At 65.2% G+C, this 21,762-nt stretch carries 22 protein-coding genes; 10 read left to right on the forward strand and 12 right to left on the reverse strand.

The window, feature by feature from the left end:
- Positions 1–122 precede the first annotated feature (122 nt).
- Positions 123–1,208: an Lrp/AsnC family transcriptional regulator gene (locus JWN03_RS14040; protein ID WP_297614450.1), complete on the reverse strand. Its 1,086-nt coding sequence runs from the start codon at positions 1,206–1,208 to the stop codon at positions 123–125.
- Between the two features lie 61 nt (positions 1,209–1,269).
- On the opposite strand from JWN03_RS14040, the gene JWN03_RS14045 reads away from it, so the two are divergent.
- Positions 1,270–2,529, forward strand: coding sequence for an MFS transporter (locus JWN03_RS14045; protein WP_297614452.1), 1,260 nt, complete (start codon positions 1,270–1,272; stop codon positions 2,527–2,529).
- 20 nt (positions 2,530–2,549) lie between these two features.
- On the opposite strand, the gene JWN03_RS14050 is transcribed toward JWN03_RS14045, so the two are convergent.
- The 4 genes from JWN03_RS14050 to JWN03_RS14065 all read right to left on the reverse strand — a co-directional run bounded on the left by JWN03_RS14050 (position 2,550) and on the right by JWN03_RS14065 (position 7,907).
- Positions 2,550–3,992 carry an acyl-CoA synthetase gene (locus tag JWN03_RS14050; RefSeq protein ID WP_297614454.1) on the reverse strand — a complete coding sequence of 481 codons (1,443 nt, stop codon included), beginning with the start codon at positions 3,990–3,992 and terminating at the stop codon, positions 2,550–2,552.
- A gap of 26 nt (positions 3,993–4,018) precedes the next feature.
- Positions 4,019–5,368, reverse strand: a complete 1,350-nt coding sequence (locus tag JWN03_RS14055) for a D-arabinono-1,4-lactone oxidase (RefSeq protein ID WP_297614456.1) — start codon at positions 5,366–5,368, stop codon at positions 4,019–4,021.
- Positions 5,369–5,572: 204 nt separating this feature from the next.
- Complete coding sequence (locus JWN03_RS14060) at positions 5,573–6,442, reverse strand: carbon-nitrogen hydrolase family protein (protein WP_297614458.1); 870 nt, start codon at positions 6,440–6,442, stop codon at positions 5,573–5,575.
- A gap of 1 nt (position 6,443) precedes the next feature.
- Positions 6,444–7,907, reverse strand: a complete 1,464-nt coding sequence (locus JWN03_RS14065) for an APC family permease (protein ID WP_297614460.1) — start codon at positions 7,905–7,907, stop codon at positions 6,444–6,446.
- 115 nt (positions 7,908–8,022) lie between these two features.
- On the opposite strand from JWN03_RS14065, the gene JWN03_RS14070 reads away from it, so the two are divergent.
- From JWN03_RS14070 to JWN03_RS14095, 6 genes are all read left to right on the forward strand, one after another.
- Positions 8,023–8,619, forward strand: coding sequence for a TetR/AcrR family transcriptional regulator (locus JWN03_RS14070; protein ID WP_297614462.1), 597 nt, complete (start codon positions 8,023–8,025; stop codon positions 8,617–8,619).
- 152 nt (positions 8,620–8,771) lie between these two features.
- Positions 8,772–10,193, forward strand: a complete 1,422-nt coding sequence (locus JWN03_RS14075) for a pyridoxal phosphate-dependent decarboxylase family protein (RefSeq protein WP_297614464.1) — start codon at positions 8,772–8,774, stop codon at positions 10,191–10,193.
- A gap of 70 nt (positions 10,194–10,263) precedes the next feature.
- Positions 10,264–10,470 carry a hypothetical protein gene (locus JWN03_RS14080; RefSeq protein ID WP_297614466.1) on the forward strand — a complete coding sequence of 69 codons (207 nt, stop codon included), beginning with the start codon at positions 10,264–10,266 and terminating at the stop codon, positions 10,468–10,470.
- Entirely contained in the window at positions 10,471–11,994 is a 1,524-nt protein-coding gene (locus JWN03_RS14085) for an amidase (RefSeq protein ID WP_297614468.1), read from the forward strand.
- A 92-nt stretch (positions 11,995–12,086) separates the two neighbouring features.
- Positions 12,087–12,218, forward strand: coding sequence for a hypothetical protein (locus tag JWN03_RS14090; protein ID WP_297614470.1), 132 nt, complete (start codon positions 12,087–12,089; stop codon positions 12,216–12,218).
- A gap of 24 nt (positions 12,219–12,242) precedes the next feature.
- On the forward strand, positions 12,243–13,136 hold the full coding sequence (locus tag JWN03_RS14095) for a LysR family transcriptional regulator (protein WP_297614472.1): 894 nt from the start codon (positions 12,243–12,245) through the stop codon (positions 13,134–13,136).
- On the opposite strand, the gene JWN03_RS14100 is transcribed toward JWN03_RS14095, so the two are convergent.
- Entirely contained in the window at positions 13,102–13,959 is an 858-nt protein-coding gene (locus tag JWN03_RS14100) for a LysR family transcriptional regulator (RefSeq protein WP_297614474.1), read from the reverse strand. The genes JWN03_RS14095 and JWN03_RS14100 overlap by 35 nt on opposite strands.
- A 273-nt stretch (positions 13,960–14,232) precedes the next feature.
- Positions 14,233–15,324 carry a hypothetical protein gene (locus JWN03_RS14105; protein ID WP_297614476.1) on the reverse strand — a complete coding sequence of 364 codons (1,092 nt, stop codon included), beginning with the start codon at positions 15,322–15,324 and terminating at the stop codon, positions 14,233–14,235.
- A 219-nt stretch (positions 15,325–15,543) separates the two neighbouring features.
- Here JWN03_RS14105 and JWN03_RS14110 point away from each other — a divergent pair, with 219 nt between their 5' ends.
- On the forward strand, positions 15,544–15,672 hold the full coding sequence (locus tag JWN03_RS14110) for a hypothetical protein (protein WP_297614478.1): 129 nt from the start codon (positions 15,544–15,546) through the stop codon (positions 15,670–15,672).
- A 347-nt stretch (positions 15,673–16,019) separates the two neighbouring features.
- On the opposite strand, the gene JWN03_RS14115 is transcribed toward JWN03_RS14110, so the two are convergent.
- The 5 genes from JWN03_RS14115 to JWN03_RS14135 form a co-directional block, all read right to left on the reverse strand.
- Complete coding sequence (locus JWN03_RS14115; RefSeq protein ID WP_297614480.1) at positions 16,020–17,693, reverse strand: recombinase family protein; 1,674 nt, start codon at positions 17,691–17,693, stop codon at positions 16,020–16,022.
- Between the two features lie 170 nt (positions 17,694–17,863).
- Entirely contained in the window at positions 17,864–18,082 is a 219-nt protein-coding gene (locus JWN03_RS14120; RefSeq protein ID WP_297614482.1) for a hypothetical protein, read from the reverse strand.
- A gap of 318 nt (positions 18,083–18,400) precedes the next feature.
- Positions 18,401–18,748: a hypothetical protein gene (locus JWN03_RS14125; RefSeq protein ID WP_297614484.1), complete on the reverse strand. Its 348-nt coding sequence runs from the start codon at positions 18,746–18,748 to the stop codon at positions 18,401–18,403.
- Positions 18,745–19,002, reverse strand: coding sequence for a hypothetical protein (locus JWN03_RS14130; RefSeq protein WP_297614487.1), 258 nt, complete (start codon positions 19,000–19,002; stop codon positions 18,745–18,747). Before JWN03_RS14130 ends, JWN03_RS14125 begins: the two co-directional genes overlap by 4 nt.
- 3 nt (positions 19,003–19,005) lie before the next feature.
- Positions 19,006–19,182 carry a hypothetical protein gene (locus tag JWN03_RS14135; protein ID WP_297614489.1) on the reverse strand — a complete coding sequence of 59 codons (177 nt, stop codon included), beginning with the start codon at positions 19,180–19,182 and terminating at the stop codon, positions 19,006–19,008.
- A 184-nt stretch (positions 19,183–19,366) separates the two neighbouring features.
- Here JWN03_RS14135 and JWN03_RS14140 point away from each other — a divergent pair, with 184 nt between their 5' ends.
- Together JWN03_RS14140 and JWN03_RS14145 are read left to right on the forward strand one after the other, a co-directional pair.
- Positions 19,367–20,593: a helix-turn-helix domain-containing protein gene (locus tag JWN03_RS14140; RefSeq protein ID WP_297614491.1), complete on the forward strand. Its 1,227-nt coding sequence runs from the start codon at positions 19,367–19,369 to the stop codon at positions 20,591–20,593.
- Between the two features lie 206 nt (positions 20,594–20,799).
- Positions 20,800–21,600 (forward strand): serine/threonine-protein kinase, encoded by an 801-nt coding sequence (locus JWN03_RS14145; protein ID WP_297614493.1) that lies wholly within the window; start codon positions 20,800–20,802, stop codon positions 21,598–21,600.
- Positions 21,601–21,762: the final 162 nt, after the last annotated feature.

Here is a 21,762-nt window from a genome sequence, read left to right on the forward strand (position 1 = left end):
GGCCGATCGATACCGGTGCCGCTTGCGATGCCCACAGCGTCCGCCCGCTCACCGAACCAGGGACTCAGGTGCAGGAATTCGACAAAATGTGCGATCACATGCCGGATTACTGCGACCCGGACCTACCGGGTGGCCGGAGTGTAGTCGCCCGGCCCCAACGGGACACGCCCGATTGCGCGACCCCGCCGGTCCAGCAGCCAGCCGATCCGCTTGGCCGAATACATGACCAGCGTGCGGTCCTTCACCCGCAGAGCCGGAAACCGCTCGGCAAGCACGGTGTCGAAGGCGTCGAGACCGTGCAGCCCGTGCAGCAGCACTTGGACGAGCAGATTGTGCGGGCCGCTCACCGCCGCGCACATGCGCACATTGTCCAGCCGGGCCAGCTCGCTGCCGGTGACCTCGAGTGCGTTGTGCGGCACCGACATTCGGTACACAGCCAGGGTCGGCAGGCCCGCGATCGGATAGGCGAGATCGCATCGGAGGGTGACCTGGCCTTCGCGGATCATCCGGTGCAGGCGACGGCGTGCGGTGTGCTCACTGATGCCCGTCGCGTCCGCGAGAGCGGTGAAACCGAGCCGGCCGTCCGCCCCGAGCGCGTCGACCAGCGCCTGGTCCGGCGGGGCGAGGCGATTGTGCTCGACAGTGCTGTAGCTGGTCCGGCCAGGCGGACGCGGCATGGACAACTCGGCGCGGCGAACGCGCTGCATGGCGCGAATGCTCCACTCACTGCCCTCGCCGTACAGCGTGATGCCCACGGTGGTACGGGTGGACCGGACTCCGGGCAGGCTGCCGATGCCCCGGCGCAGCCACCGGTCGAGGGTCGGCAGATCGGCCGAGGCGACGGAGAGCATCAGGTCGAAATCGCCGGTAATGGCATCGACGCTGTATACCCAGGGCAGTGCGGTGGCTGCCGCCTGCACCGCATCCAGATGCTGTGGTAGGCAACGGATATCGACGAAAGCGATGGTGGTGGTCCGAGCGGAGTCGTAGGCGGTGACCCAGGCCAGGCCGTTCGCCCGCAGGCGTTCCCAGCGCCGGGCCGCAGTCGTCGCGTCCATCCCCAGTGCCGGGCCGATCTGGGACCATGCCGCGCGGGGCGCGGCCTGCAGAGCGTCGATCAGCGCCAGGTCGGCTTCCTCGAAGTAGGAATCCTGCACAGAATGCGTGCCGGTGCTGCTTTCTGGCGTCACAGGAGTGGGATCACTCATTTCCCAGATCGTAGAGGACGTTCGCGACACCCGCCCTGGATCGCGAACGAGAGGAGTCCCGATGTCGGCCGAGCCGAATCCCCTGATCCCCGTCACCGATCGCACCCTTCGAATCACGGTCGTGCTGCTCTTCGCCGCCTGGTTCATCGACTATGCCGACCGCCTGATCATCAACCTGGCCCTGCCGGGCATCGGCGCGGATCTGGCACTGAGCCGCGGCCAGCAGGGCTTGCTGGTCTCGGCCTTCTTCCTGGCTTACGCGCTGTGCCAGATTCCGGGCGGCATACTCACCGATCGCTTCGGCGCCCATCGGGTGATGAGCTGGGCTCTGGTGTCTTGGACGCTGTTCACCGTACTGACCGGGTTCGCATGGTCGTTCGCCCTGTTGATCGTGGTCCGATTCGGATTCGGCGTCGCCGAGGGCGTGTTTCCGCCCGCCGCGATGAAGACCCTGGTGGAGCGGACCACGCCCGCGACGCGGATGGGCGCATACGGCCTGGTCATGAGTTCCAATTCCATCGCCGCAGTGCTCTGCCCGCTGCTGATCGGCCCGCTGATCGCGGTGTTCGGCTGGCGCTCGGCGTTCTTCTCCACCGCTGCGCTGGGTCTGGTCGTGGTATTCCTGATGCGCCGATGGCTGCCCGCGCCGCTGCCCCGGACCGAGCCGCAGCAGCCGGTCACGCGCCCGCCGCTGCGGGACATGCTGCGACTGTGGGTGCTGTGGCGCTTCGCGGGAATCATGTTCGGCTACAACATGATCGCCTGGGGCCTGATCACCTGGGCTCCCACCTATCTGACCTCGGAGCGGGGGCTGTCACTGGCCTCGGCCGGTGCATTGCTCGCGATTCCGGCGGTGGCCGCGGCCCTGGCCACCGTCATCGGCGGGCGACTGTCGGACCGGCTGCGCGGTCAGCAGCGCAAGGTGATCGTGCCGGGCATGACCGTCGCGGCGATCGCGCTGCTGCTGATGCCCGCGACCGCCTCCGTGACCGGATTCCTGGTTTTGGGCACGCTCGCGATCTTTGCCGCCAGCCTGGCATACATGCCGATCTTCGCTGTCCCCTTGCGCGGACTGCCTGCCGAATGCGTCGGGGTCGGCAGCGCGATCATCGCCGTCGGAGGCCAACTGGCGGGTATCGTCGCTCCGCCCCTCATCGGACTGCTCTCCGACCACTTTTCGTTTGTGTTCGCCTTCGCTTTCCTGGTCCTCGGCGCCGTCGTCGCCGCGGCACTGGCGATCCTGACACCACAGGACGCCGAGTCCTTCCGCGCCGCCATCGGGGTTCCGGCCAATTCCTCACTTGCCCAAGAGAATTCGTAACGGCCGTATTCGACGTCGGATCACGCGCGCAGGGCTGTTTTCACCACTTTGCCCATATCGTTGCGGGGCAGCGAGTTCAGCAGGTGCACTGTGCGCGGTCGCTTGTGCGGGGCGAGTCGCCTCGCGACATGGTCGGCGAGCTCCGCCGTACGCGGCGGGTGTACCGGGTCGACGGGGACCACCCAGGCCACGATCCGTTCCCCGAGGTCGTTGTCGGGTGCGCCGGTCACGGCGGCCTCGGCGACGCCCGGATGCTCGAGTAGCACGTTCTCGATCTCGCCGGCTCCGATCTTGTAGCCGCCGCTCTTGATCAGGTCGGTGGATTTGCGGCCGACTATGCGCAACGTGCCGTCGGCGTCGAGCGTGCCCATGTCTCCGGTGCGGAACCAATCGCCGTCGAAAGCCGCCGCCGTGGCATCGGGCCGGCCCAGGTATTCGGTGAACAGGTTGGCCCCGCGCACCTGAATCTCTCCGACGGTCCGGCCATCATGCCCTGCGATGACCCGGCCGTCCTCCTCGGCCAATCGCACGTCCACGCCCGGCAGTGGCACTCCGACAGTGCCCGGGCGCGGTGCGGCGTCCAGGCGCACGCTGGTGTTCATCAGCGTCTCGGTCATGCCGTAGCGCTCGATGATCGTGCGCCCGGTCGCGGCGCTGATCGCCGCGTAGTCGCGCGGGGCCAGGGCCGCTGAACCGGAGACGAGCAGCCGCGCCCCGGCCAGCGCCTCGGCCAGTTCGGGCCGCTGCGCCACCGCATCGGCCAGCCGGTGATACATGGTCGGAACTCCGAAGAACATCGTTGCCCCGCAACGCAATTCGCGGGCCACCCCGTCTACGTCGAATGTGCCCAGATGGCGAACGCTGCCGCCGCGCCGCAGCGGGCCCAGGATCCCGAGGACCAGGCCGTGCACGTGGAACAGGGGCAGCGCGTGCACCAGGACATCGGCCGCGGTCCACTGCCACGCCTGTGCGAGCCCGTCCAGCGAGGCGCGAATCGCGCGGCGCGGCAGCACGACTCCCTTGGGCGGGCCGGTGGTGCCGGAGGTGTAGATGATCAGCGCCGGGGTCTCGGGATCCGGCTCGGTGAACCTCCGCACCTCCGGATGCCCCGCATCGATATCGATATCAACGCGAGGCAGGGCCGAGAGTGGTGCGGGCAGCGGCACGCCCGAGGCGGCCAGGATCAGGTCGGGGGAGCTGTCGCCGACGATATGGGCCAGTTCGCGCTCACCGCTCTTCGGATTGACCGGCACGACGGGGATTCCGGCCAGCAGCGCACCGATGACGGCGACCGCGGATTCAGCGGTCGGCGTCGCCCAGAGCATGACCCGCCCCGCTCCGGCGATTCGTGCGGCCAGCGCCGTGGCGGCCGACTCGAGCTCCGCGTAGTTCAGGGCTCGGTCACCGAAACGCAGCGCGGGGGCGGATCCGGCGGTCGCCAGGGCGGGAAACAAGGGGGACACGCAGGGTGCTCCTTCTGCGGGGATAGTTACGACGCCGACTGTGATCCGTACGGCGCGGTGGGTGTGGCGCTGGGTGCGACGCCGAGTATCCGATCGAGATGGGGATTGGCGAAGACTCCGGTCGGGTCGACCAGATCGCGTAGTGCGACGAAGTCGTCGAAGTACTGGTAACGCGCGCGCAGGACCGAGGCGTCGAGTTCGTGCATCTTGCCCCAGTGCGGGCGACCCCCGAACTCACCGGCAATGTCGTAGAAAGCCTGGAAATACCGCTGGTACGGCATCCGGTGATACTGGTGCACCGCGATGTAGCAGGTGTCGCGTCCCGACGCAGTCGACAGCGGGATATCGTCGGCGGCCGCGAACCGCAGTTCGAGCGGGAAGGCGATCTTCTCGTCGTGCGCGGCGATCCACCGGCCGATCTCGCGGAAGGCGTCGACAGCGTGCTCGCGCGGAATGGCGAATTCGCTTTCATGGAAACGGACATTGCGGGCGGAGGCGAACACGCGATAGGACAGATCCGTCCATTCGTGCGCCGACATCAACCGCGCGGCCTTCCGCGTGATGCCGGGCACCAGGTCCGGGAACCTGGTGCCGAGCCGATTGAGGCCCTCGAAGACCGGTCCGCTGACGAATTCATCCAGGTACCGGTCGAGCGAGCCGATCGGCCGCAGCGGAATATCGGCGGGCAGCCGCTGGAAGCGGCGGACCAGCGAGAGATCGCTGTGCGGGAACCAGAAGAACTCGAAATGGTCGTTCTCCTCGGCGAATTCGTGCACCCGCTCGAGGGTCTCCGCGAGCGGCAGCTGGGTATCACGCGCCCGCAGCGCGAACTGCGGCACGCACTGCAATGTCACCGCGGTGATGATGCCCAGCGCGCCGAGGCCGACGCGAGCGGCCGCGAACAGCTCGGGACGCTCCGTGCTCGAGCAGAACACCAATTCCCCGTCGGCGAGCACGATTTCGAGCCCGCGTACCTGGGTCGCTATGCCGCCGAACCGGATTCCGGTGCCGTGCGTGCCGGTCGATATCGCGCCGGAGATGCTCTGCCGGTCGATATCGCCCAGATTCTGCATGGCGAGGCCGTATTCGGCGAGCATCGGGTTGAGCTTCCACAGCGGGATTCCGGCCTCCACCGTGACCAATCCCGAGGCCGGGTCCACCGCGCGCAGGCCGTCCAGGCCGTCCAGCCGCAGCTGCAGGCCGTCGGCAACAGCAATCGGGCTGAACGAGTGGCCCGCGCCGATCGCCTTGACCCGCAACCCATCCCGGACCGCGTCCTCGACCGCCGCGCTCACCTGTGCCGCGTCGGTGGGCCGCAAAACCCTGACAGGATGCGCGGTCTGGCTTCCCGCCCAATTTCGCCAGTCGCCGGTCATGGATGAGCCTCCTCGTTCGATCGATACCGGCCGTACCCGTTTCGGCGGCGGCCTGCCACGAAACAGTGCGTCCGAGGCCGCATTTTCGCGTGACATTGCCGGAATTCGACAATCACAGAGCACTGGTGCCGGTATCCATCGCACACGGTTGAGGCCTGCGTCTGGGATGTTCCTCCGCAGTACCCCTGACCTCGTGAGTTTCGGTCAGCGCTGCATCCATGGCGCCGGTTGGAAGGTCCCGTCGCGGTACATGGGGAGCGCGATGCGGTTGCCGTAGCGGGCGAGCTGGCTCCAGGGGCGGTTGAGTCCGGTGGACCCGTATTCGCGCACGCGAGTAACGGTGTCGAGGTCGAGGACGTCGATCAGGATCTCCTCGCCCGGGCCGGCCTGCTGGCGGATGATGCCCTCCGGGTCGACGATCGCGCTGAGGCCGACGCCGACGGGATCGGACGCGTTGATATTGACGATGTAGACCTGGTTGGTCCAGGCGTTGGCGCGGGAGCAGACGAGTTCCATCTCGCGGTCGCGGGTCGGAGTCAAGGTGGGTTGGATGATCACTTCCGCCCCCATCCACGCGAGCTGCCGCGCTGTTTCGGGAAAGGAACCGTCGTAGCAGATGGCCAGTCCGATCCTGCCGATATCCGGGATGTCGAAGACCACGAAGCTGTCGCCGGGTTCCGTTGTCTCCCAAGGCTGCCACGGGAACACCTTCCGGTACCTCGCGGCGATCTCGCCGCTGGGTGCGATGGCGAGCGCAGTGTTGTAAACGAGTCCGTCAGCGGCCTGTTCGTGGATGCTGCCGGGCACCAGCCACAGTCCAGTTTCGCGGGCGAGGTCACCGAGCATGTCGGTGAGTTTGCCGGGAATCGGCTGCGCCGAATGCTGGGTCCAGCCTTCGGGTGCGTCCAGTAGGGGAGCCTGTCCGGCGAGCATCAGTTCGGGCACGGTGACCAGCTGTACGTGTGGAAACAATTCACGAGTCGTGCGGACCTGGTGTTCGAATCGATCCCAGGAAGCATCGAGATCGTTGGCGACGGGCGTGGTCTGGATGGCGGCGACGGCGAGGGTGCGCATGTCAGTTCTCCGTAATGATCAGATCGGTGATGGCGTGCTTGCCATCGCGGAAGAAGGCGGGAAAGAACACTCGGACAACGCCGGTGACGAGGGCGCCGAGCAGAATGGAGCCGATACCGAGCAAGAAAACGCCACCGACACCGCCGAGCGAGAGGCTGCCATAGGAGGTGTCGAGCATGTCGTAGGCGCTTCGTAGGAAGGCGAACAGCATCATGAGTCCGCCGGCGGCCGGCAAAACACCTTTGGTGAGCAGATCGAGTGCGGAGTTCCGTAGTCGGCCGCGGAAATACCACACGCAGGCGAAAGCGACACCGCCGTAATAGAACGAGATCAGCAGCGCGATGGACAGGATCGCATCGCCCAGAAAGGCAGGCGAAGCCAGCGTCAGCGCCGTGAGCAGCAGCGCAGCGGTCGCCCCGATGAACAGGGTGGCGAAACTGGGCGTCCGGAAACGCGGATGGATCCGGCCGAAGATCTTCGGTGCGGCACCGTGTGCGGCCACCGACAGATTCGGCCGCGCCAGCGAGACGACACAGGTCAGCAGGGCCCCGATCGCGGACAGGCAGACCGCGAGCTGAACGAGTTCGGTCAGCGGACTGTCGAGTAACGCGGGTGCGAGCGATGCGAGGATATCGGCCGCCTCGTCCGCGCTTCCGAGGCCGTCGGCCCCCGTGAAACTCAGTACGGCGACGGCGGTGAACAGATAGGTCACAAGCAGCACGATCGTGGACAGGACCGCGGCGAGACCGGGAGTGCGGGTACGGTCCCTGGCCTCTTCATTGACACAGAGCGCGGCATCCCAGCCCCAATAGATGAACAGGCACAGCAGCACCGCCTCGGTGAAATGCCCGGTGCCGGCCAGTTCGAAGGGGTTGAACCAGGCCGCCGACGGGGTAGCCCCACCGCCGCTGCGCAGTGCCGCGAAACCGAATATCGCGATGGCGGCGAACTGAATGACCAGCATGCCGATCTGAACGGCGGCGGAGAGTCCGACGCCGCGGTAGGCGACGAGGGTGACGAGACCGAGAATGGCTATGCCCGTCACGGTGATCAGCGGGGTCCCGGGAGCGGTCACGCCGAGCAGCCCGAGCAGGCTGCCCGCACCCACCCGCGCGAGCGCCGTCATCGCGATGATGGTCGTCACCTGGGTGACCCAATTGCCGATCAGCCACCCCGGCCACGGCCCGAACGCCCGGGTGATCCACACGAAATTGGTGCCGCAGTCCGGCATTTCCCGATTGAGCTCCCGGAACGCGAAGGCCGTGCACAGGATGGGCACGAAACCGACCAGCAGCGCGGCGGGTGCGTGGACGCCGACCAGCAGTACGACGAGACCGAGTGTGACCGTGAGGCTGTAGGCGGGCGCAGCCGAGGCCAGCCCCAGCGCCATGGTGCTGATCAAGCCGATCGAGTCTGCTCTCAACCCCTTGTCGGAACCCCGCAGGCGTATCTTCTCGTCGACCACACTGACCTCCATTTTTACTAAATCTCTGTTTAACTACCGCAGACTACGACGGCGAGGAGCTCGTGTTTGTCAACTTAAGTAAAATTTATGAGTCGGACCCTGACAGACTGTTCAGGTGGCAGCGAGGAAAGATAAGGACCACCGCAGGGCCGAGTTCGGGCAGGCCGCCCAGCGAGCCCTGCTCAACCGCGGACTGGAGGGCCTGCGGCTGCGCGATGTGGCGGAGGCGGCGGGCGTCACCTCCGCCGCGATCCTCTATCACTACGGCGATCTCGATGAGTTGATGGCCGACACCTACCGGCACGCCATCGATCGCTTCTGCAGCAGCCGCGAGGAACGCGCGGAACGTTTCCCCGATGCTCGGGAGCGGCTGCGCAGCTGTATCGAGTCCGGTGTCGCCGACGGTCCCGATGATCTGCTGCCCAGGCTGCTGTTCGAGTACAGTCCGCGCAGTCTGCGCGATCCGCAGGCGGCGGCCTTGGAGGCGACGCTGGTCGAACGGCAGGTGGCGGTCTACTACGGTGTCCTGGTTCTCGGTCGCGAACAGGGACATTTCACCTGCGCCGAGTCCCTGCGCATCCTTGCCCGCAATTTCGTCGCGCTCGAGGACGGCTACCAAATGGACATCCTCACGCGCCGCCGCCCACGCGTCGAGGTGATCGATGCGCTCCGCAGCTACGCCGAAACCGTCACCGGCTGCACCCTCCGTTAACGCGAGCCGCTGGGGTTGTGAGCAGCTGGTTGGCCTGCAGATATAGGTAGGAGTATTCAGCGTCATCGGTTTTTGTGCTGGATCTATATGACCTGGGGCGCATTCAATGGTGATCGGATCACCGCACCTCCGATCGAAGGACAGCGATTCTGATGACGCTGAAGAATGGATTGCCTGCCGCGCAGGTGCTCGCCGACCTGGCCGAGCTGCACACTATGGACGACCCGGACGCGGACCGGCCGGGTCTGGTCAATATGTACGACACGGGGATGCCGGGGGTCGAGCGGCTCGCGACGGACGCGTTCGGGATGTATCTCCACGTCAATCCGCTGTACTCGACGACGTTCCCGAGTGTCTACGACATGGAGCGCGAGGTGGTGCGCGCGGCCACCGATCTGCTGCACGGCGGCGAAGCGGCCACCGGGAGCTGGACCAGCGGCGGCAGTGAAAGTTGCCTGCTGGCAGTGAAAGCCGCGCGCGACGGTCGCCCGGAGGTGGCGAAGCCCCGGATGATCCTGCCCATCTCGGCCCACGCGGCCTGGTGGAAGGGCGCGCACTATCTCGGCGTCGACACGACGGTGACACCCATCGATCCGCACACCTTCCGCGCCGATATCGACGCGATTCGTGATGCCATCGATGAGAACACGGTCCTCGTGGTGCTCTCGGCGCCCCAGTATGGCCATGGCGTTATCGACCCGATCGCGGAGGTCGCCGCGTTGTGTCTGGAAAGAGGAGTGCGGCTGCACGTCGACGCGTGTATCGGCGGCTGGGTGCTGCCCTTCATGGAGCAGCTGGGGCACACCGTGCGACCGTGGGATTTCCGCGTCCCCGGGGTCAGCTCGATCTCGGTGGACCTGCAGAAATACGGGTACACCACCAAGGGATGTTCGCTGGTGCTGTACCGCGATCGCGAGTTGCGGCGGTCCCAGTTCTTCGTGCACGCGGGCTGGACCGGATACCCGATCGCCAACTCCACGGTGCAGAGCTCCAAGCCCGGTGGGTTGCTCGCCGCCGGCTGGTCGGTCATGCGGCACCTCGGCGCGGACGGCTATCTGCGTTTGGTGGAGGAGACGCTCGACCTCACCCGGCAGGTGGCCGATGGTGTCGACGAGATTCCTGGGCTCATAGTGCTGGGCCGACCGGAATCCTCCCTGATCGCGGTGACCACGGTAGGCATCGACTTCTTCGCCTTTCTCGATGAACTGGGCAGCCGGGGTTGGGCGATGCAGCCGCAATTGTCGCAGCCGGGCATTCCGCCGAGCATCCATTTCACGATGGCCGCCGGCCATCGCAAGTATCTGCCGTCGTTGCTGGAGGCGCTGAGCCAGGCCGCCGAGGCCGCCCGTGCGCGTAAGCCGCTGCTGGATATTGCACGGATCGAGATGCTGCGAGCACTGCCGGCGGACATCGCCCCCGAGCGCCTGAACGAGCTGGTTCAGGACAGCATCGTGCCCGGCAGCGACACCGCATCGCTGCACCTGGTCGTCGACAGCCTGTCCGTACCGCTGCGCGAGGCGGCCATCTTCGCCTACTTCGAAGGCCTTACCGCGCCGACGACGACGACGAAGTGAGCGTCGTCGGCTATCCCCCGTACCGCACGGCGGCCGAGAACGGGCAGCGCTCGCGGCGACACCGTAGGGCGTGGGCTACTTTCTCGGCACGGTAATCGGATTGCAGCGAACGTTCTTCTGGATCCTTGTTGTGCTGATGAGTGTCAATGCCGCCTTCGTATCGCTGCTCTACCGCCCATACCTCCGCGACACCGCCGCATTGCGGGACCAGATCGAGGCACAGGTGGCGGGGCGACCTGCCGAGAAGAATCCAACGATCCGACCGAAGGAATGCTGAGTGACTACTTCGAATTACCCCGCTTCCACTGCGGCCGGCAAATCCGAGATCGTGGAGCTCGACGCAGCCGAGTTGTCGGCCGCCATCCATGACCGGCGGGTGTCGTGCGTGGAAGTGATGACCGCCTATCTCGATCACATCGAGGCAGTGAACCCGTCGGTCAACGCTATCGTCGCTCTTCGTCCTCGCGAGGAACTGATGCGGGAGGCCGCGGCGAAGGACAAGCTCCTGGCGGACGGTCACGACATGGGATGGATGCACGGATTCCCCCAAGCGATCAAGGACACCGCGGACGCGGCCGGATTCAAGACGACCCGGGGCTTCTTCCGAGGGGAATTCGATATCCCTGTCGCACAGAGTGATTCGATTCATGTCGCTCGTATGCGCGCCGCTGGATCGATCTTCGTCGGCAAGACCAATGTCCCCGAATTCGGCTTGGGCTCGCACACCTACAACGAGGTGTACGGCGCCACCCGCAACTCCTATGACCAGGAGCGATCGGCGGGCGGCAGCAGCGGTGGCGCGGCGGTGGCGGTGGCGCTCCGAATGCTTCCGGTGGCGGATGGCAGCGACTTCATGGGCTCGTTGCGAAATCCGGCCGCGTGGAACAACATTCTCGGTCTGCGTCCGTCCTTCGGCCGAGTGCCCATGGCGGGCACGGATGTCTTCGTGCAGCAGGGCGGGATCGCCGGACCGCTGGCGCGGACCGCGACCGACCTCGCCCTGCTGTTGCGGACCATGTCGGGATATGACCCGAGCGCCCCGTTGTCCATCGAGTCGGAGGGGGCGTTGCCCTCGAGCCTGGACCGCGATTTCGCCGGTACGCGCGTCGCGTGGATGGGGGATCTGGGCGGCTACCTTCCTATGGAGCCCGGCGTACTCGACCTGTGCACGACCGCGTTGACGACATTCGAATCGCTCGGCATGCCGGTGGAATCCGTTCCGGGACTGCCGAAGTCGCACGGGTTCAACGGGAATGACGACCTCTGGCCGCTCTGGCTCACCATCCGGCACTGGTGGGCCGGCGCCCAGCTGTATCCCCTGTACCAGTATCCGGTCACGGCGGCGGCGCTCAAGCCAGAAGCGCGATACGAAGTGGAGGGCCTCATCCACGGAGTCGATGGACGCGCGCCGATCGGGGCGTTGCAGGCGTTCGAGGCTTCGGTCAAACGCACCGCGATGTACAACGCGTTCCTGACCCTGTTCGACTCCTACGACTTCATCGCATTGCCGAGCGTTCAGGTGTTCCCGTTCGATGTCGACATGGACTGGCCCGCAACGATCAACGGCACGACTATGTCCTCCTATCACCGGTGGATGGAGGTCTCCACGATCGCGACACTCCTCGGCGTGCCCGCGGTCAGTCTGCCCGCTGGATTCGATGCGGCCGGACTTCCGATGGGCATCCAGGTGCTGGCCCGCAGTCACGCCGATCTCGACTTGCTGCAGCTTGCGCATGGCTGGGGGCAGCGGTCGCCCTGGGGTGCCGCTGTGCGTCCGCCGTTGCTACGGCAGACCCACTAGTCCGGGTCGGCCAGGGCAGAATCGACCGCACCGTGCCGTTCCGGAACTCCACGTCGGATACCACTAACGTGGGCCGCGATCTCGGAACACCGGTGACGGACGAGTACGACACGGACAAGGGGCGAATCCGGGGCACGATTCTCGGTGTGCGTATCAGCGTCGACGGCGACAGCGTGATCACGCCGCCGGATGTCGTCGAGCGGATAGAAGTCGCGACCCAGTAACGAAAATTCGGCGAGTGGAGCGAAATGGAGATTCGGCAGGCGGAGCATTTCCTCGCTGTGGTGGACAACGGTGGCCTCACGCGCGCCGCGTCCGCCCTGTACATCTCCCAACCGTCGTTGTCGCTGTCCATTCGCACTCTCGAAGAACGGCTCGGCACATCGCTGTTCATTCGGACCGGCCGTCGCCTCGTCTTGTCCGAGGCGGGTGAGAATCTGGTGCCGGGGGCACGCAGGGTGCTCGCCAGTGCGGCGGATGCGACACGGGCTGTCCGCGAGGTTCGCGAATTGCAGCGGGGAGAACTGACAATCGCGGTGGACTCGGAGTTGCTCGATGACCCGTTCGCCTCCGTCATCGGTCCCTTCTGCCGCACGCATCCCGGGGTCGTCATCGAAGTGATCGATCCGGCGACATCGATTGCCCCGTTTCGCCTGGTGCACAGTGGACGCTGCGAAGCGGAGTTCTCCACCACGGCAGCGACCGGCTCGGGATTGGAGTGCGTGGGTCTGGGCAGACAAAGGCTCTCGCTCGTGGCGGCGGAGAGCATTGCGCTGCCCCACGAGAATCCGGTCCGACTACGCGACCTCGCTGCGGTGCCGATGGTGTTGCCGCCGCCGTCGACCGTCTACCGGGAACGCGTCGAGGCGTCGTTCGCGTTAGCGAAGATTCGTCCCCTGGTGATCGCGGAATGTGGTCCCCGCGAATTGATTTGGCCCCTGGTGCAGGGCGGTATCGGGGCATCGATTATGCCGCCCTCGATGGTCGCGGCAGCAGTCGGCCACGGTATGCAGGTCCGTTCGACAGAGCCGCCGATCGAGCGCGAGGTTTACCTGGTGCATCGCACGGGCGTGGTATCTGCCGCTCTCGGCCGCCTCCTGGAGCTAGTCAGTTCGCTGTATCCGCCAGGGCGAGTGCGATGAATCGCCGCGCAGCCGGCGACAGCACATCGTCGCGGTGAACGAGCCCGTATTCGCGGGTGATCGGCGGAACCAGTTCTCGAATGACCGCACCTCTCGACGCCGCGACCCTGGCGTACCGCTCCGAGGCGGTGGTCGCGCCCGCACCGGCGACCACCAGCGAAATCAGTGCTTCGCGATGGGCGCTGAGCACGCCCAGCCGGATATCGACACCGGCTGCCGCGAGTGACATTCCGACGAACGGGACCTGCGAACCTCCGGCCGGCACGATCAACCGGTAGTCCGACACTGCCGACAGCGGTAACGGTCCCGGTTCGACCTCGGTGCCCGGTGGGAGAACGAGCCACTCCTGGAAGGTTCCCGCAGGGATGACTCGCAGCCCGGAGACAAAGATGGCGGGCAGGGACATCATCCCGATCTCGCAATGGCCTTCACGGACGAGGCGGCAGACCGACTCCTCGTCATCGGCCTGCTCGATGCGAATCCGCAACGCGGGGCTCTCGGTGTGCAACTGTGCGATCAGATCGGCAGTGGGATCGATTGTCAGCGTTCCCCACACGGCGATATCCAGCGACAGGCTGGTGGGATCCGCGTCGAGCCGAGCGGTCCGGACAAGTCGCCGCGCGGGCCCGAGGAAGGCTTTACCGGCAGCGGTAAGGACGACGCCGTGCCCGAGTCGGTCGAACAATTGCTGCCCGAATTCGCGTTCGAGATTCACGATGCCCCGGGACAGCGACGGCTGGGTGAGCCCGAGGCTTGCGGCGGCGTGGCGAACGCTGCCGTGTTCGGCGACCGTCAGGAAATATTCGACCTCCCTGATCTGCATGTCCGGACACTACCCTGAAATGGTCCGCGGTCGAGCCGTCATCCGCCATGCCGTAGGAATGCCCGTAAGCGAGCTCAACCCACTCTTCTAGCCGATTACCGGTGGAGTCGGACTCTGTTTTCGAACGCATCAACTGAACGGGTGGCCCAACGCCGCGGGCCACCCGTCACAGCCAACCCTGACGGCCGCAAGGAGTCTGTTCGTCGGTCTGGATGGGCTATCCATCGGCGGCCGACGATCGTCGTAGAAGGTTCGACGTGATATTTTTCCTGGCTACTTGATATCGCTCGGGTAGTACCCTTGATTCTTCACGTCGACGAACCCGACACGAAATGGTTTGCCGCCGTGGTCGATTACTTGCGTTCCCGCATGCACTCCGTCTGTCCATCCGACGTGCAACCGATAAGACACGGTGTCGGAATTATTCAGCTCGACGACTACCAGTAACAACTCCGGATCGGTGGCGCTGATCAGATAGGGAAACTTCAATGGCTTCGTATCGGTGTCCTGGCCCCATATCTGGGTCGGGTCGGCATTGGATCTGACTATCTTGGGTGGATGGGCGTCGAGATCGATCTCGGCCAACCGTCCGACCGTTTCGGAGCCGCACAGGCCGCTCACCACGATCCCCCTCAGCGGGCCGGGTTTACGCTCGACGATCTCGACGTCGAGGCCGGTGATTGTCACCGGGACGGCGCTGGTCCCACGGAGGCTCAACTGCACCCGCCCAGCCTTGTTGACGCTTCCGCTGTCCGGGAGCCCGCGCGTTGCCTCAATTCCGTCGTGGTCCCACGCCCACTGCTCATAACCCACCGTGGGCGGAGGGCTGAGTTCGGAGAGCATCTTGTCGAAAACCAAAGTGGTGCACCATCCATGAACCACCGTGCTGGCTTGAACGGTGAAAGGGATCTTGCTGGCCGAGTCATTCGTGGTCCTGTGCCACGCGAATACGCCGTAAACCGCTGCGACTGCAACTACAGAAAATAAGGCCAGACCGACCTGCACCCGTGTCTTCCGGAGAAAGCCCCACTTGCCAACCTTGCCGGGCGGTCCATCATCGACAAGGACTGGCTGCCCACTTACCCGGTAGTACGCGCGGAGCCATTTCGCGATCTGGGCCTCCGGCACGCCGCACAGCTTCACCGCCAATCGCAGATGCGGGTCGGTGATGGAGCGGCCCTTGAGCATGTCCCCGATCTTCGTACGAGTCAGCTTGACCCGTACCTCCGGAGGCAGACCTCGCTCGGAGGCTTCGGCCGCAGACTCGAGCCTGCGGATCGAGAGCACCGCACGATCCATCGCCTGCCGCAGTAGCGCGCCCAAGTGCTCGAGGTCCTGCACTTGTTCGAGCTGCTCGTCGGTCACTGGCTCCGGGCGCGGTGGCGCCATCGGTTCCCCCTCGGCGGAGAGCATGGATGAGGCGTCCGGCGGGTGTCCGGCCGTCCGAAAGCACCTGATACTAACGGCATTTCACCAGGCAAGAAGGACTTTCTTCGTCCGGACACTTTTGGACAACGGACCATCGCTGGTCTTCTCGTTCCCGTCGGCGCACGCCGCTCCGACAGCGACGAAGGAGAAGCAGACATGTGGTCCGAAATCGGCAAGACCGTCCGCCAAGGAATGGGCAGCTGGGCCAGCACCGCACGCATGTGCGCATGCGTCACGATGTTCACGATTGCCGCGATGGCACTCATCTGGCTCGGCACGCGGTAGCACCAGATCGGCGGCGATACAACGTATTGGGCTGGTGCTCCGCAAGGGCCACCAGCCCGATGCAGCCTGCGGATGTTGCTGACAACCAGAAGCGCCGGTCGCACAACCCCGTGGTTCGATGTTTTCGCCAGGTCCGAAATATGTTGATGCCCACCAGTTCTGACACCGCGACTCCGGCCTAGGCCACTTCCGAGCGCCGACGTTGTCGGCGACTACTACGCATGTTCGCAGACTCGTGCAGGGCAGCCCCGACGGCGGCTGTGCGCAGCAGGACACGGCCTCGAGGTGTTTGACGGCGTCAGTACCGGAGCGCTATGGAACTGCAGCGAGATCCCCCGAAATCGCTGTTACCACCGGTTTTCACTTTGCTCGATCAAGAGCGCAGCGTCCCAACCGCCAGGGTTCAGGGGTTCGAATCCCCTTAGCTCCACCAAAGGTGGCATTGCACGAACCGACTCCATTGGGGCTGGTACCGCGGAAGCGGTACCAGCCCCAATGTCGTTTCCGGGTTGGGGGATGCGGAAGGTGGGGACGAGGCGGTCGGGGCCGGTGATGGCGACGTGGGCGACGAGAGCCTCGATCAGCGCCTTGGCTTGAGTGCGGGTGCCGGTGGCGATGATTTCCGCGATGTGGTCGGCGATGCCGTCCAGCGTGGCGGGTTCCGGGGCTGTGGGTTCGTTGGCCAATGTGGCGGTGAGTTGGTCGCGGTGGGTGGCGAGCTGGGTTGTCTTGGTGCGTAATTCGGTGAGCCGTCCGGCGAGGAGTTCGGGGTCGAGTGTGCCGTTTTCGAAGGCGTTCAGGTAGCGGTCGATCGCCTGCTGGGCTTTGGCGAGCTCGGCGGTGACGGCGTCCAGTTCGACGCGGGTATCACTACTCGAATCGTGGTGGCGTCGCTTCTGGGCGCTGACGGCTTGGCTGATCAGATCGTGCCGAGTGCGGTAGAACTTGCCCAATGCTTCCAGGACGGCCGCGTCGACGGAGTCGGCGTCGAGTCTGGTGTAGTCGCATTTGTCGCTGTCGTAGCGGGCGCGGTTGAAGCAGGTGTAGTAGCGGTAGGTACGTGAGCGTCCGGTGGCGCGGGTGCCGATCATGGCGCGTCCACAGCGAGGGCAGCGCAGGCGACCGGTGAGCAGGTAGTCCGAGGAGTTCGCGGCGCGGTGGGCATGGGATTCCCCGCGCGCTTCGAGGACTGATTGGGCGTGGTCGAAGATGACGGTGTCGATGATGGCGGGATGGGTGTCGGTGACAGTGGTGTCGCGGAAGGTCAACTCGCCGAGATAGATCCGGCTGTTGAGGATCCGCAGCACGTGATGCCCGGACCATTCGCGGCCGGTGCTGGCACGATGCCCCCGCGTGTTCAACTCCGCAGCGACGGCACGGGCACCGAGACGACGGCATGAGTAGAGGTCGAAGATCATGCGCACGACCACGGCTTCGGCCTCGTCAACGACCAGGGTTTGGGTGGTCTTGTCGACTCGGTAGCCGTAGGGGCGTTTGCCGCCCTTCCAAAGTCCTTTGGCGGCTTTGCGTTCCATGCCTGCGATGACGCGGTCGATGATGGTGTCGCGTTCGAACTGGGCGAACATGCCCAGCATCTGCACCAGCATGCGACCCATCGGCGTGGAGGTGTCGAATGGTTCTGTGGCGGAGCGGAACACGACCTTGGCCCGGTCGAGCTCGTCGAGCAGAGTGACCAGGTCGCGCAGATTGCGGGAGAAGCGGTCGACCCGGTAGACCACGAGCACATCGATGACCCCGGCGCGCGCAGCTTGCAGGGCACGCTGCAGACCTGGCCGCTCGGTGCTGGCGCCGGAGGCGTCGTCGGTGAAGGATGTCGTGTGTCGCCAGCCGGGTTGGGAATCGATGTAAGAGCCCAGGCGGGCGTCCTGGGCGTCGATGGAGTACGGCTGATTGTCTTCGGTGGTGGAGCGGCGGGTGTAAGTCCCTACCCGCACGTCCTGTTCCCATGCGGCCGTGTCGGTGGAGATACGCGAAGTTGAGGATCTTTTGCTGCCTGCCATGCTGCCGGTCCTTCCCATCGATACACGTTTCTCGCAAACTCCGATATCCGAAACAACCTGTGGCGAACCGGAATTCGCGTTCTGGATTCGATCCGGCATATCGCCGGGTCTATTGTCCCTCGATCGGTTTTCGAATGTATTGGTGTGGCGGGTATTTCGGTCGTGGCGTTTCATGCGGCGTTCCGTTCGCCGTTGTCGATGTGGTGGCGGTGGGTCCATGCGGTGATGAGGTCGGCGAGGAGGGTGACGGCGTGGTCGTGTTGGGTAGTGGCGAGGGGTTCGGTGTCGATTCGGTCGATGTGCCAGCGGTGGTGGGCGCGGTCGCGGGCATGCGGCTTGGCGGGCTCGGTGCCGGTCGGGGTGTGGTTTCCGGGTTCGGGGCGTTCCATCGGGGCTCCTGTGGGACGTTCGGCGTTTGGAATGGCGTCACCCATGTACTGGCAGGGGAACCCGCGTTTATCCGGGTACGGGACCGGAATTGATGCAATTCCGTGTTCCGTGGTCAAGGTTCGGAAACGATCCCGGGGGCCACTGGATTTCGGTGTGTGGGTTGGGTGCGCCGGTTAGCTGCCAAGAAGGGGCCCGATTTCGACATCTCAGTACGAAACAGTTCGATAACGATCGGTGTCGGAACAGGCGAGCGCCCCAGGGGCGATTGTCTTGTCCCCGGGGCGCTCTGGATGTGGTCGCGACAGTGGGCGACAACGCTATCGTCGGATGACGAGGTCGGTCTGGTCCTGTCCGCCGTTAGTGGCGGTGGCGTACCTGGTTCCGGCGTCTACGCAGATCACGTCGGCGATCTTGACCAGTGCCGGGATGTCGTCGGGCTCGAAATGGTCTGCGCTCGGCGCGATCACGGCATTGGCGTGCTCGCTGTAGGCGAGGTTCATCAGGCGGTTGATCAGGGCGCCGCCCGGCCGATCCGGGTCACCGTAGTACACCAGGATCACTGACCATCCGCGCTCGGCGGCAAAGGCGTGGATTCGCGCCTCGTCGTCGTCGCATGCCTTGCCAGACACGTCCGTTCGTAGGAATCCGATCACGTAGTTGCTCATGGTCGTATCCCGGCGTAGTCGCGGTACACGGGCCGGGCGATCGCAAGGCGGCCGCGGTCCGTGCAGCGCCACCGTGCTGGGCCTTGCAGAGTGCTCATCGCCAGGCCGGTACGCGACAGTCGCAGCAGCGCGCGGTGGACCGAGGTCTCCAGCAGCAGGGTCGCGCGACAGAGTTGCCGCACGGTCAGAGCGTGCGGCGGATCGAGGTTCGCCAGTGCACCAAGGACTTTCGCCTCGGGTTCGGTGAACGCCATGGCTCACCACCCCCTGCTGATCGGTACATATGGGCGGAGTGGTTCGGCTGCCAGGCGCGCTTGAATGTCGGCGACGGTCAGCCGCTTCGGCCGCTGGCTGCGCTCAGCATCCGGTAGCGCGTGAGCAGCGAGGAAAAACAGCACTAGCGCGATGATGGTGGCGACAACGATGATTTCCATGTCGGGTGTTCTCCATGTCCCTGGAACGGTGTTGGAGTGCACCCGACGCCGGGGACTGGTGATCGAACCGACGTCGGGGCAATGTGGAACGTATGCCCGGCCGACGCCGTGAACGGGTATGAACGTACCCCCAATGCCGTTACGCTGGCGATTGTCGTGACAACACGACCAGGAGGTGGTCCCCGTGAGTGGTTCCGCAGGTCCCTCGCAGATCGGTCAGCGAGTTCGGCTGTACCGGGAACGTATCGGGATGGCGCGGCCCGTGCTGGCCGGGCAGATCGGCCGGTCCGCCGAATGGCTGAAAGCCTTGGAGAACGGCAGAATTCAGCGCACCCCGAGTCTTGAGTTGTTGCTGCGTATCGCCCGCGTCCTTGATTTGGACGACCTTGCCACGCTGACTGGAGACGATCACGCCGTACCGGTGACGGTATTCGCGGGTGAGCGTCACGCCGCCCTCTCCGAGGTACAGGCCGCGTTGACCGACTACCGCATCACCCCAAGCGCCCGACCGGTCAGTGTCGAGCATCTAGACGAGCGGCTGCGCAAGGCGTGGCGGATCCGCCATTCCAGTCCCGACCATCGCTCGCAGCTGGGTGCGCTGCTGCCGGGTCTCATCCGCGACGCGCAGACCGCTGCGCGTACTGCCGAGGATCGTCGCGCCGCACGCCGGACCCTGGCCGGTGTCTACCAGTTGGCCGATTTCTATGTTGCCTATCAACCCGCGCCCGAGCTGGTGTGGATGGTCGCCGACCGCGCGGTGAACGAGGGTTATGAGGCCGATGACCCCTACGTGATCGCTTGCAGTGCCTGGGCGATGGTGCAAGCCCTGCGTGATTCCGGACGCTGGGAGGAAGCAATTGCGCTGGCTCGCAGCGCGATCGACCAGATCACGCCGTGCCTCGACCGCGCCGAGACTCCCGACGATTGGCACGGCATCGCGGGAGCGTTGGAGTTCGAGATCGCCTACGTCCACGGCCGGCGCGGCAGGGCTGGCGACGCTTGGAGCGGCCTCGAACAGGCCGACCGTATCGCCCAGCAACTCGGCCCGACCTATCGGCACGTGCAGACCAGCTTCTCCCAGCCGGTGATGGCCGCGCACGCAACGACTCTCGGCGTGGAACTGCGCCAGCCCGGGGAAGCTCTGCGTGCGGCACGCTCCATCGACGCTGACAACATCGTGTCCGTGCCGCGCCGCGGCCGCCACCTCATCGAGGTCGCCCGCGCCTACATGCAACGTGACGAGAACACCGCGGCGCTCACCATGCTGGTGAAGTCAGAGCAGACCGCCCCCGAGACGATCCGCTACAACGGGTTTGCCCGCGACATGATCCGCGACCTGCTGAAGAAGCCGCCGACAGGCATGCGCAGCGATGTACGCGAACTGAGCCAGCGAGTAGGTATCCGCATCTAGGCCACGTTCTCAAATTTCATCTCAGCGCCCCGGCACAACTGGTCAGCGTATTGGCACTGCACGTCATCTCTGTTGCATGCGCAAACCAAGATCGCGCTGCTAGCCTGACTGCATTGGGGCTTTTGGGGTTATTTCGGGCCTTGCTCTGCCCAAGCGGCCATGCGAATTGCAGGGGTGTGATGGACCCACGTCATGAAGCTCAAGAGGTGGCGGCCGCACTTGGCACGTCCACGGCGGAGTTTCTCGGCAGAGGCACTTTCGGTGATACCTGGCGGGTTGGTGATTCCGCAGTCAAGGTGATCTGCTCGAACGACTATCCACCTGAGCGAGTTCAGCGTGAGGTTGCCGGATTGATGCGGGTATCGAGCCCTTTTGTGGTTCGACTGCTGTCGGCGAACACGATCGTACTGGGTGGCAAGGAGTGGCCTGCGTTGACGTTCGAGTACATCGACGGTGGTGACCTGCAACAGCGGATCGACGCGGAAGACCGGCCCGACTCGGCTATGGCCACCGCATTGTTGGTCGGCCTGCTAACAGGTGTTCAAGCCCTCCACAATGCGGACGGGACTGTCCATCGTGATATCAAGCCGGCGAACATCGCGTTGCGCGGTGGAGCGTGGGATCAGCCGCTGATTCTCGACCTCGGGTTGGCGAAGTCGGCGTCGGAGACAACCTTTACACAGTATCCAGGGCTCGTCGGCACCGCCACATACATGGCACCGGAACAGTTGGCCGCTCGGCGGGCGAGGAAGGCCGCAGACCTTTTCGCCGTGGGTGTCACGGTGCGTGTTGCTATCACAGGAGAGCATCCGTTCCTGCGTCGCGGCCAGACCTACAGCTACGGAGAGGCGATCGAGGCCATCAAGGGCGGGCCCGCGCCACTGCCTGCCTGGCTGGGGGAGGACACCCGGTCGGTTCTCGACAGAATGGTGTGCTTCGCAGAGCATGACCGAGGCAGCTCCCGATCCAATCTCAAGCGGTTGGGATCAATCCATGACGGACGGTAGAGGCGTCGAGGACGAGTCGGACGATTCGTATTCGTTCGATATCGGTGCCGATCCACTTGAACTCACTGGATCGTCCGACCACCGTGTCCTGGCACCAGCACCATCCGGGGCAGGCTGGGTAGTTATGGACGGGCCCGGGGCTGGTAGCACCGTTCTACCTGC

Origin of the sequence: Nocardia sp. (genome assembly GCF_025465275.1) — a bacterium.
Taxonomy (GTDB): domain Bacteria; phylum Actinomycetota; class Actinomycetes; order Mycobacteriales; family Mycobacteriaceae; genus Nocardia.

Coding starts and splice junctions, on each gene's coding strand:
- JWN03_RS14060 (WP_297614458.1), bottom strand. CDS start 6,442: ATGCGCACCCTCGCCGTCGCCGCCATCCAGACCACGCCCGTCGCCAAC.
- JWN03_RS14045 (WP_297614452.1), top strand. CDS start 1,270: ATGTCGGCCGAGCCGAATCCCCTGATCCCCGTCACCGATCGCACCCTT.
- JWN03_RS14100 (WP_297614474.1), bottom strand. CDS start 13,959: ATGCAGATCAGGGAGGTCGAATATTTCCTGACGGTCGCCGAACACGGC.
- JWN03_RS14040 (WP_297614450.1), bottom strand. CDS start 1,208: ATGAGTGATCCCACTCCTGTGACGCCAGAAAGCAGCACCGGCACGCAT.
- JWN03_RS14130 (WP_297614487.1), bottom strand. CDS start 19,002: ATGGCGTTCACCGAACCCGAGGCGAAAGTCCTTGGTGCACTGGCGAAC.
- JWN03_RS14095 (WP_297614472.1), top strand. CDS start 12,243: ATGGAGATTCGGCAGGCGGAGCATTTCCTCGCTGTGGTGGACAACGGT.
- JWN03_RS14120 (WP_297614482.1), bottom strand. CDS start 18,082: ATGGAACGCCCCGAACCCGGAAACCACACCCCGACCGGCACCGAGCCC.
- JWN03_RS14055 (WP_297614456.1), bottom strand. CDS start 5,368: ATGACCGGCGACTGGCGAAATTGGGCGGGAAGCCAGACCGCGCATCCT.
- JWN03_RS14125 (WP_297614484.1), bottom strand. CDS start 18,748: ATGAGCAACTACGTGATCGGATTCCTACGAACGGACGTGTCTGGCAAG.
- JWN03_RS14110 (WP_297614478.1), top strand. CDS start 15,544: ATGTGGTCCGAAATCGGCAAGACCGTCCGCCAAGGAATGGGCAGCTGG.
- JWN03_RS14135 (WP_297614489.1), bottom strand. CDS start 19,182: ATGGAAATCATCGTTGTCGCCACCATCATCGCGCTAGTGCTGTTTTTC.
- JWN03_RS14075 (WP_297614464.1), top strand. CDS start 8,772: ATGACGCTGAAGAATGGATTGCCTGCCGCGCAGGTGCTCGCCGACCTG.
- JWN03_RS14115 (WP_297614480.1), bottom strand. CDS start 17,693: ATGGCAGGCAGCAAAAGATCCTCAACTTCGCGTATCTCCACCGACACG.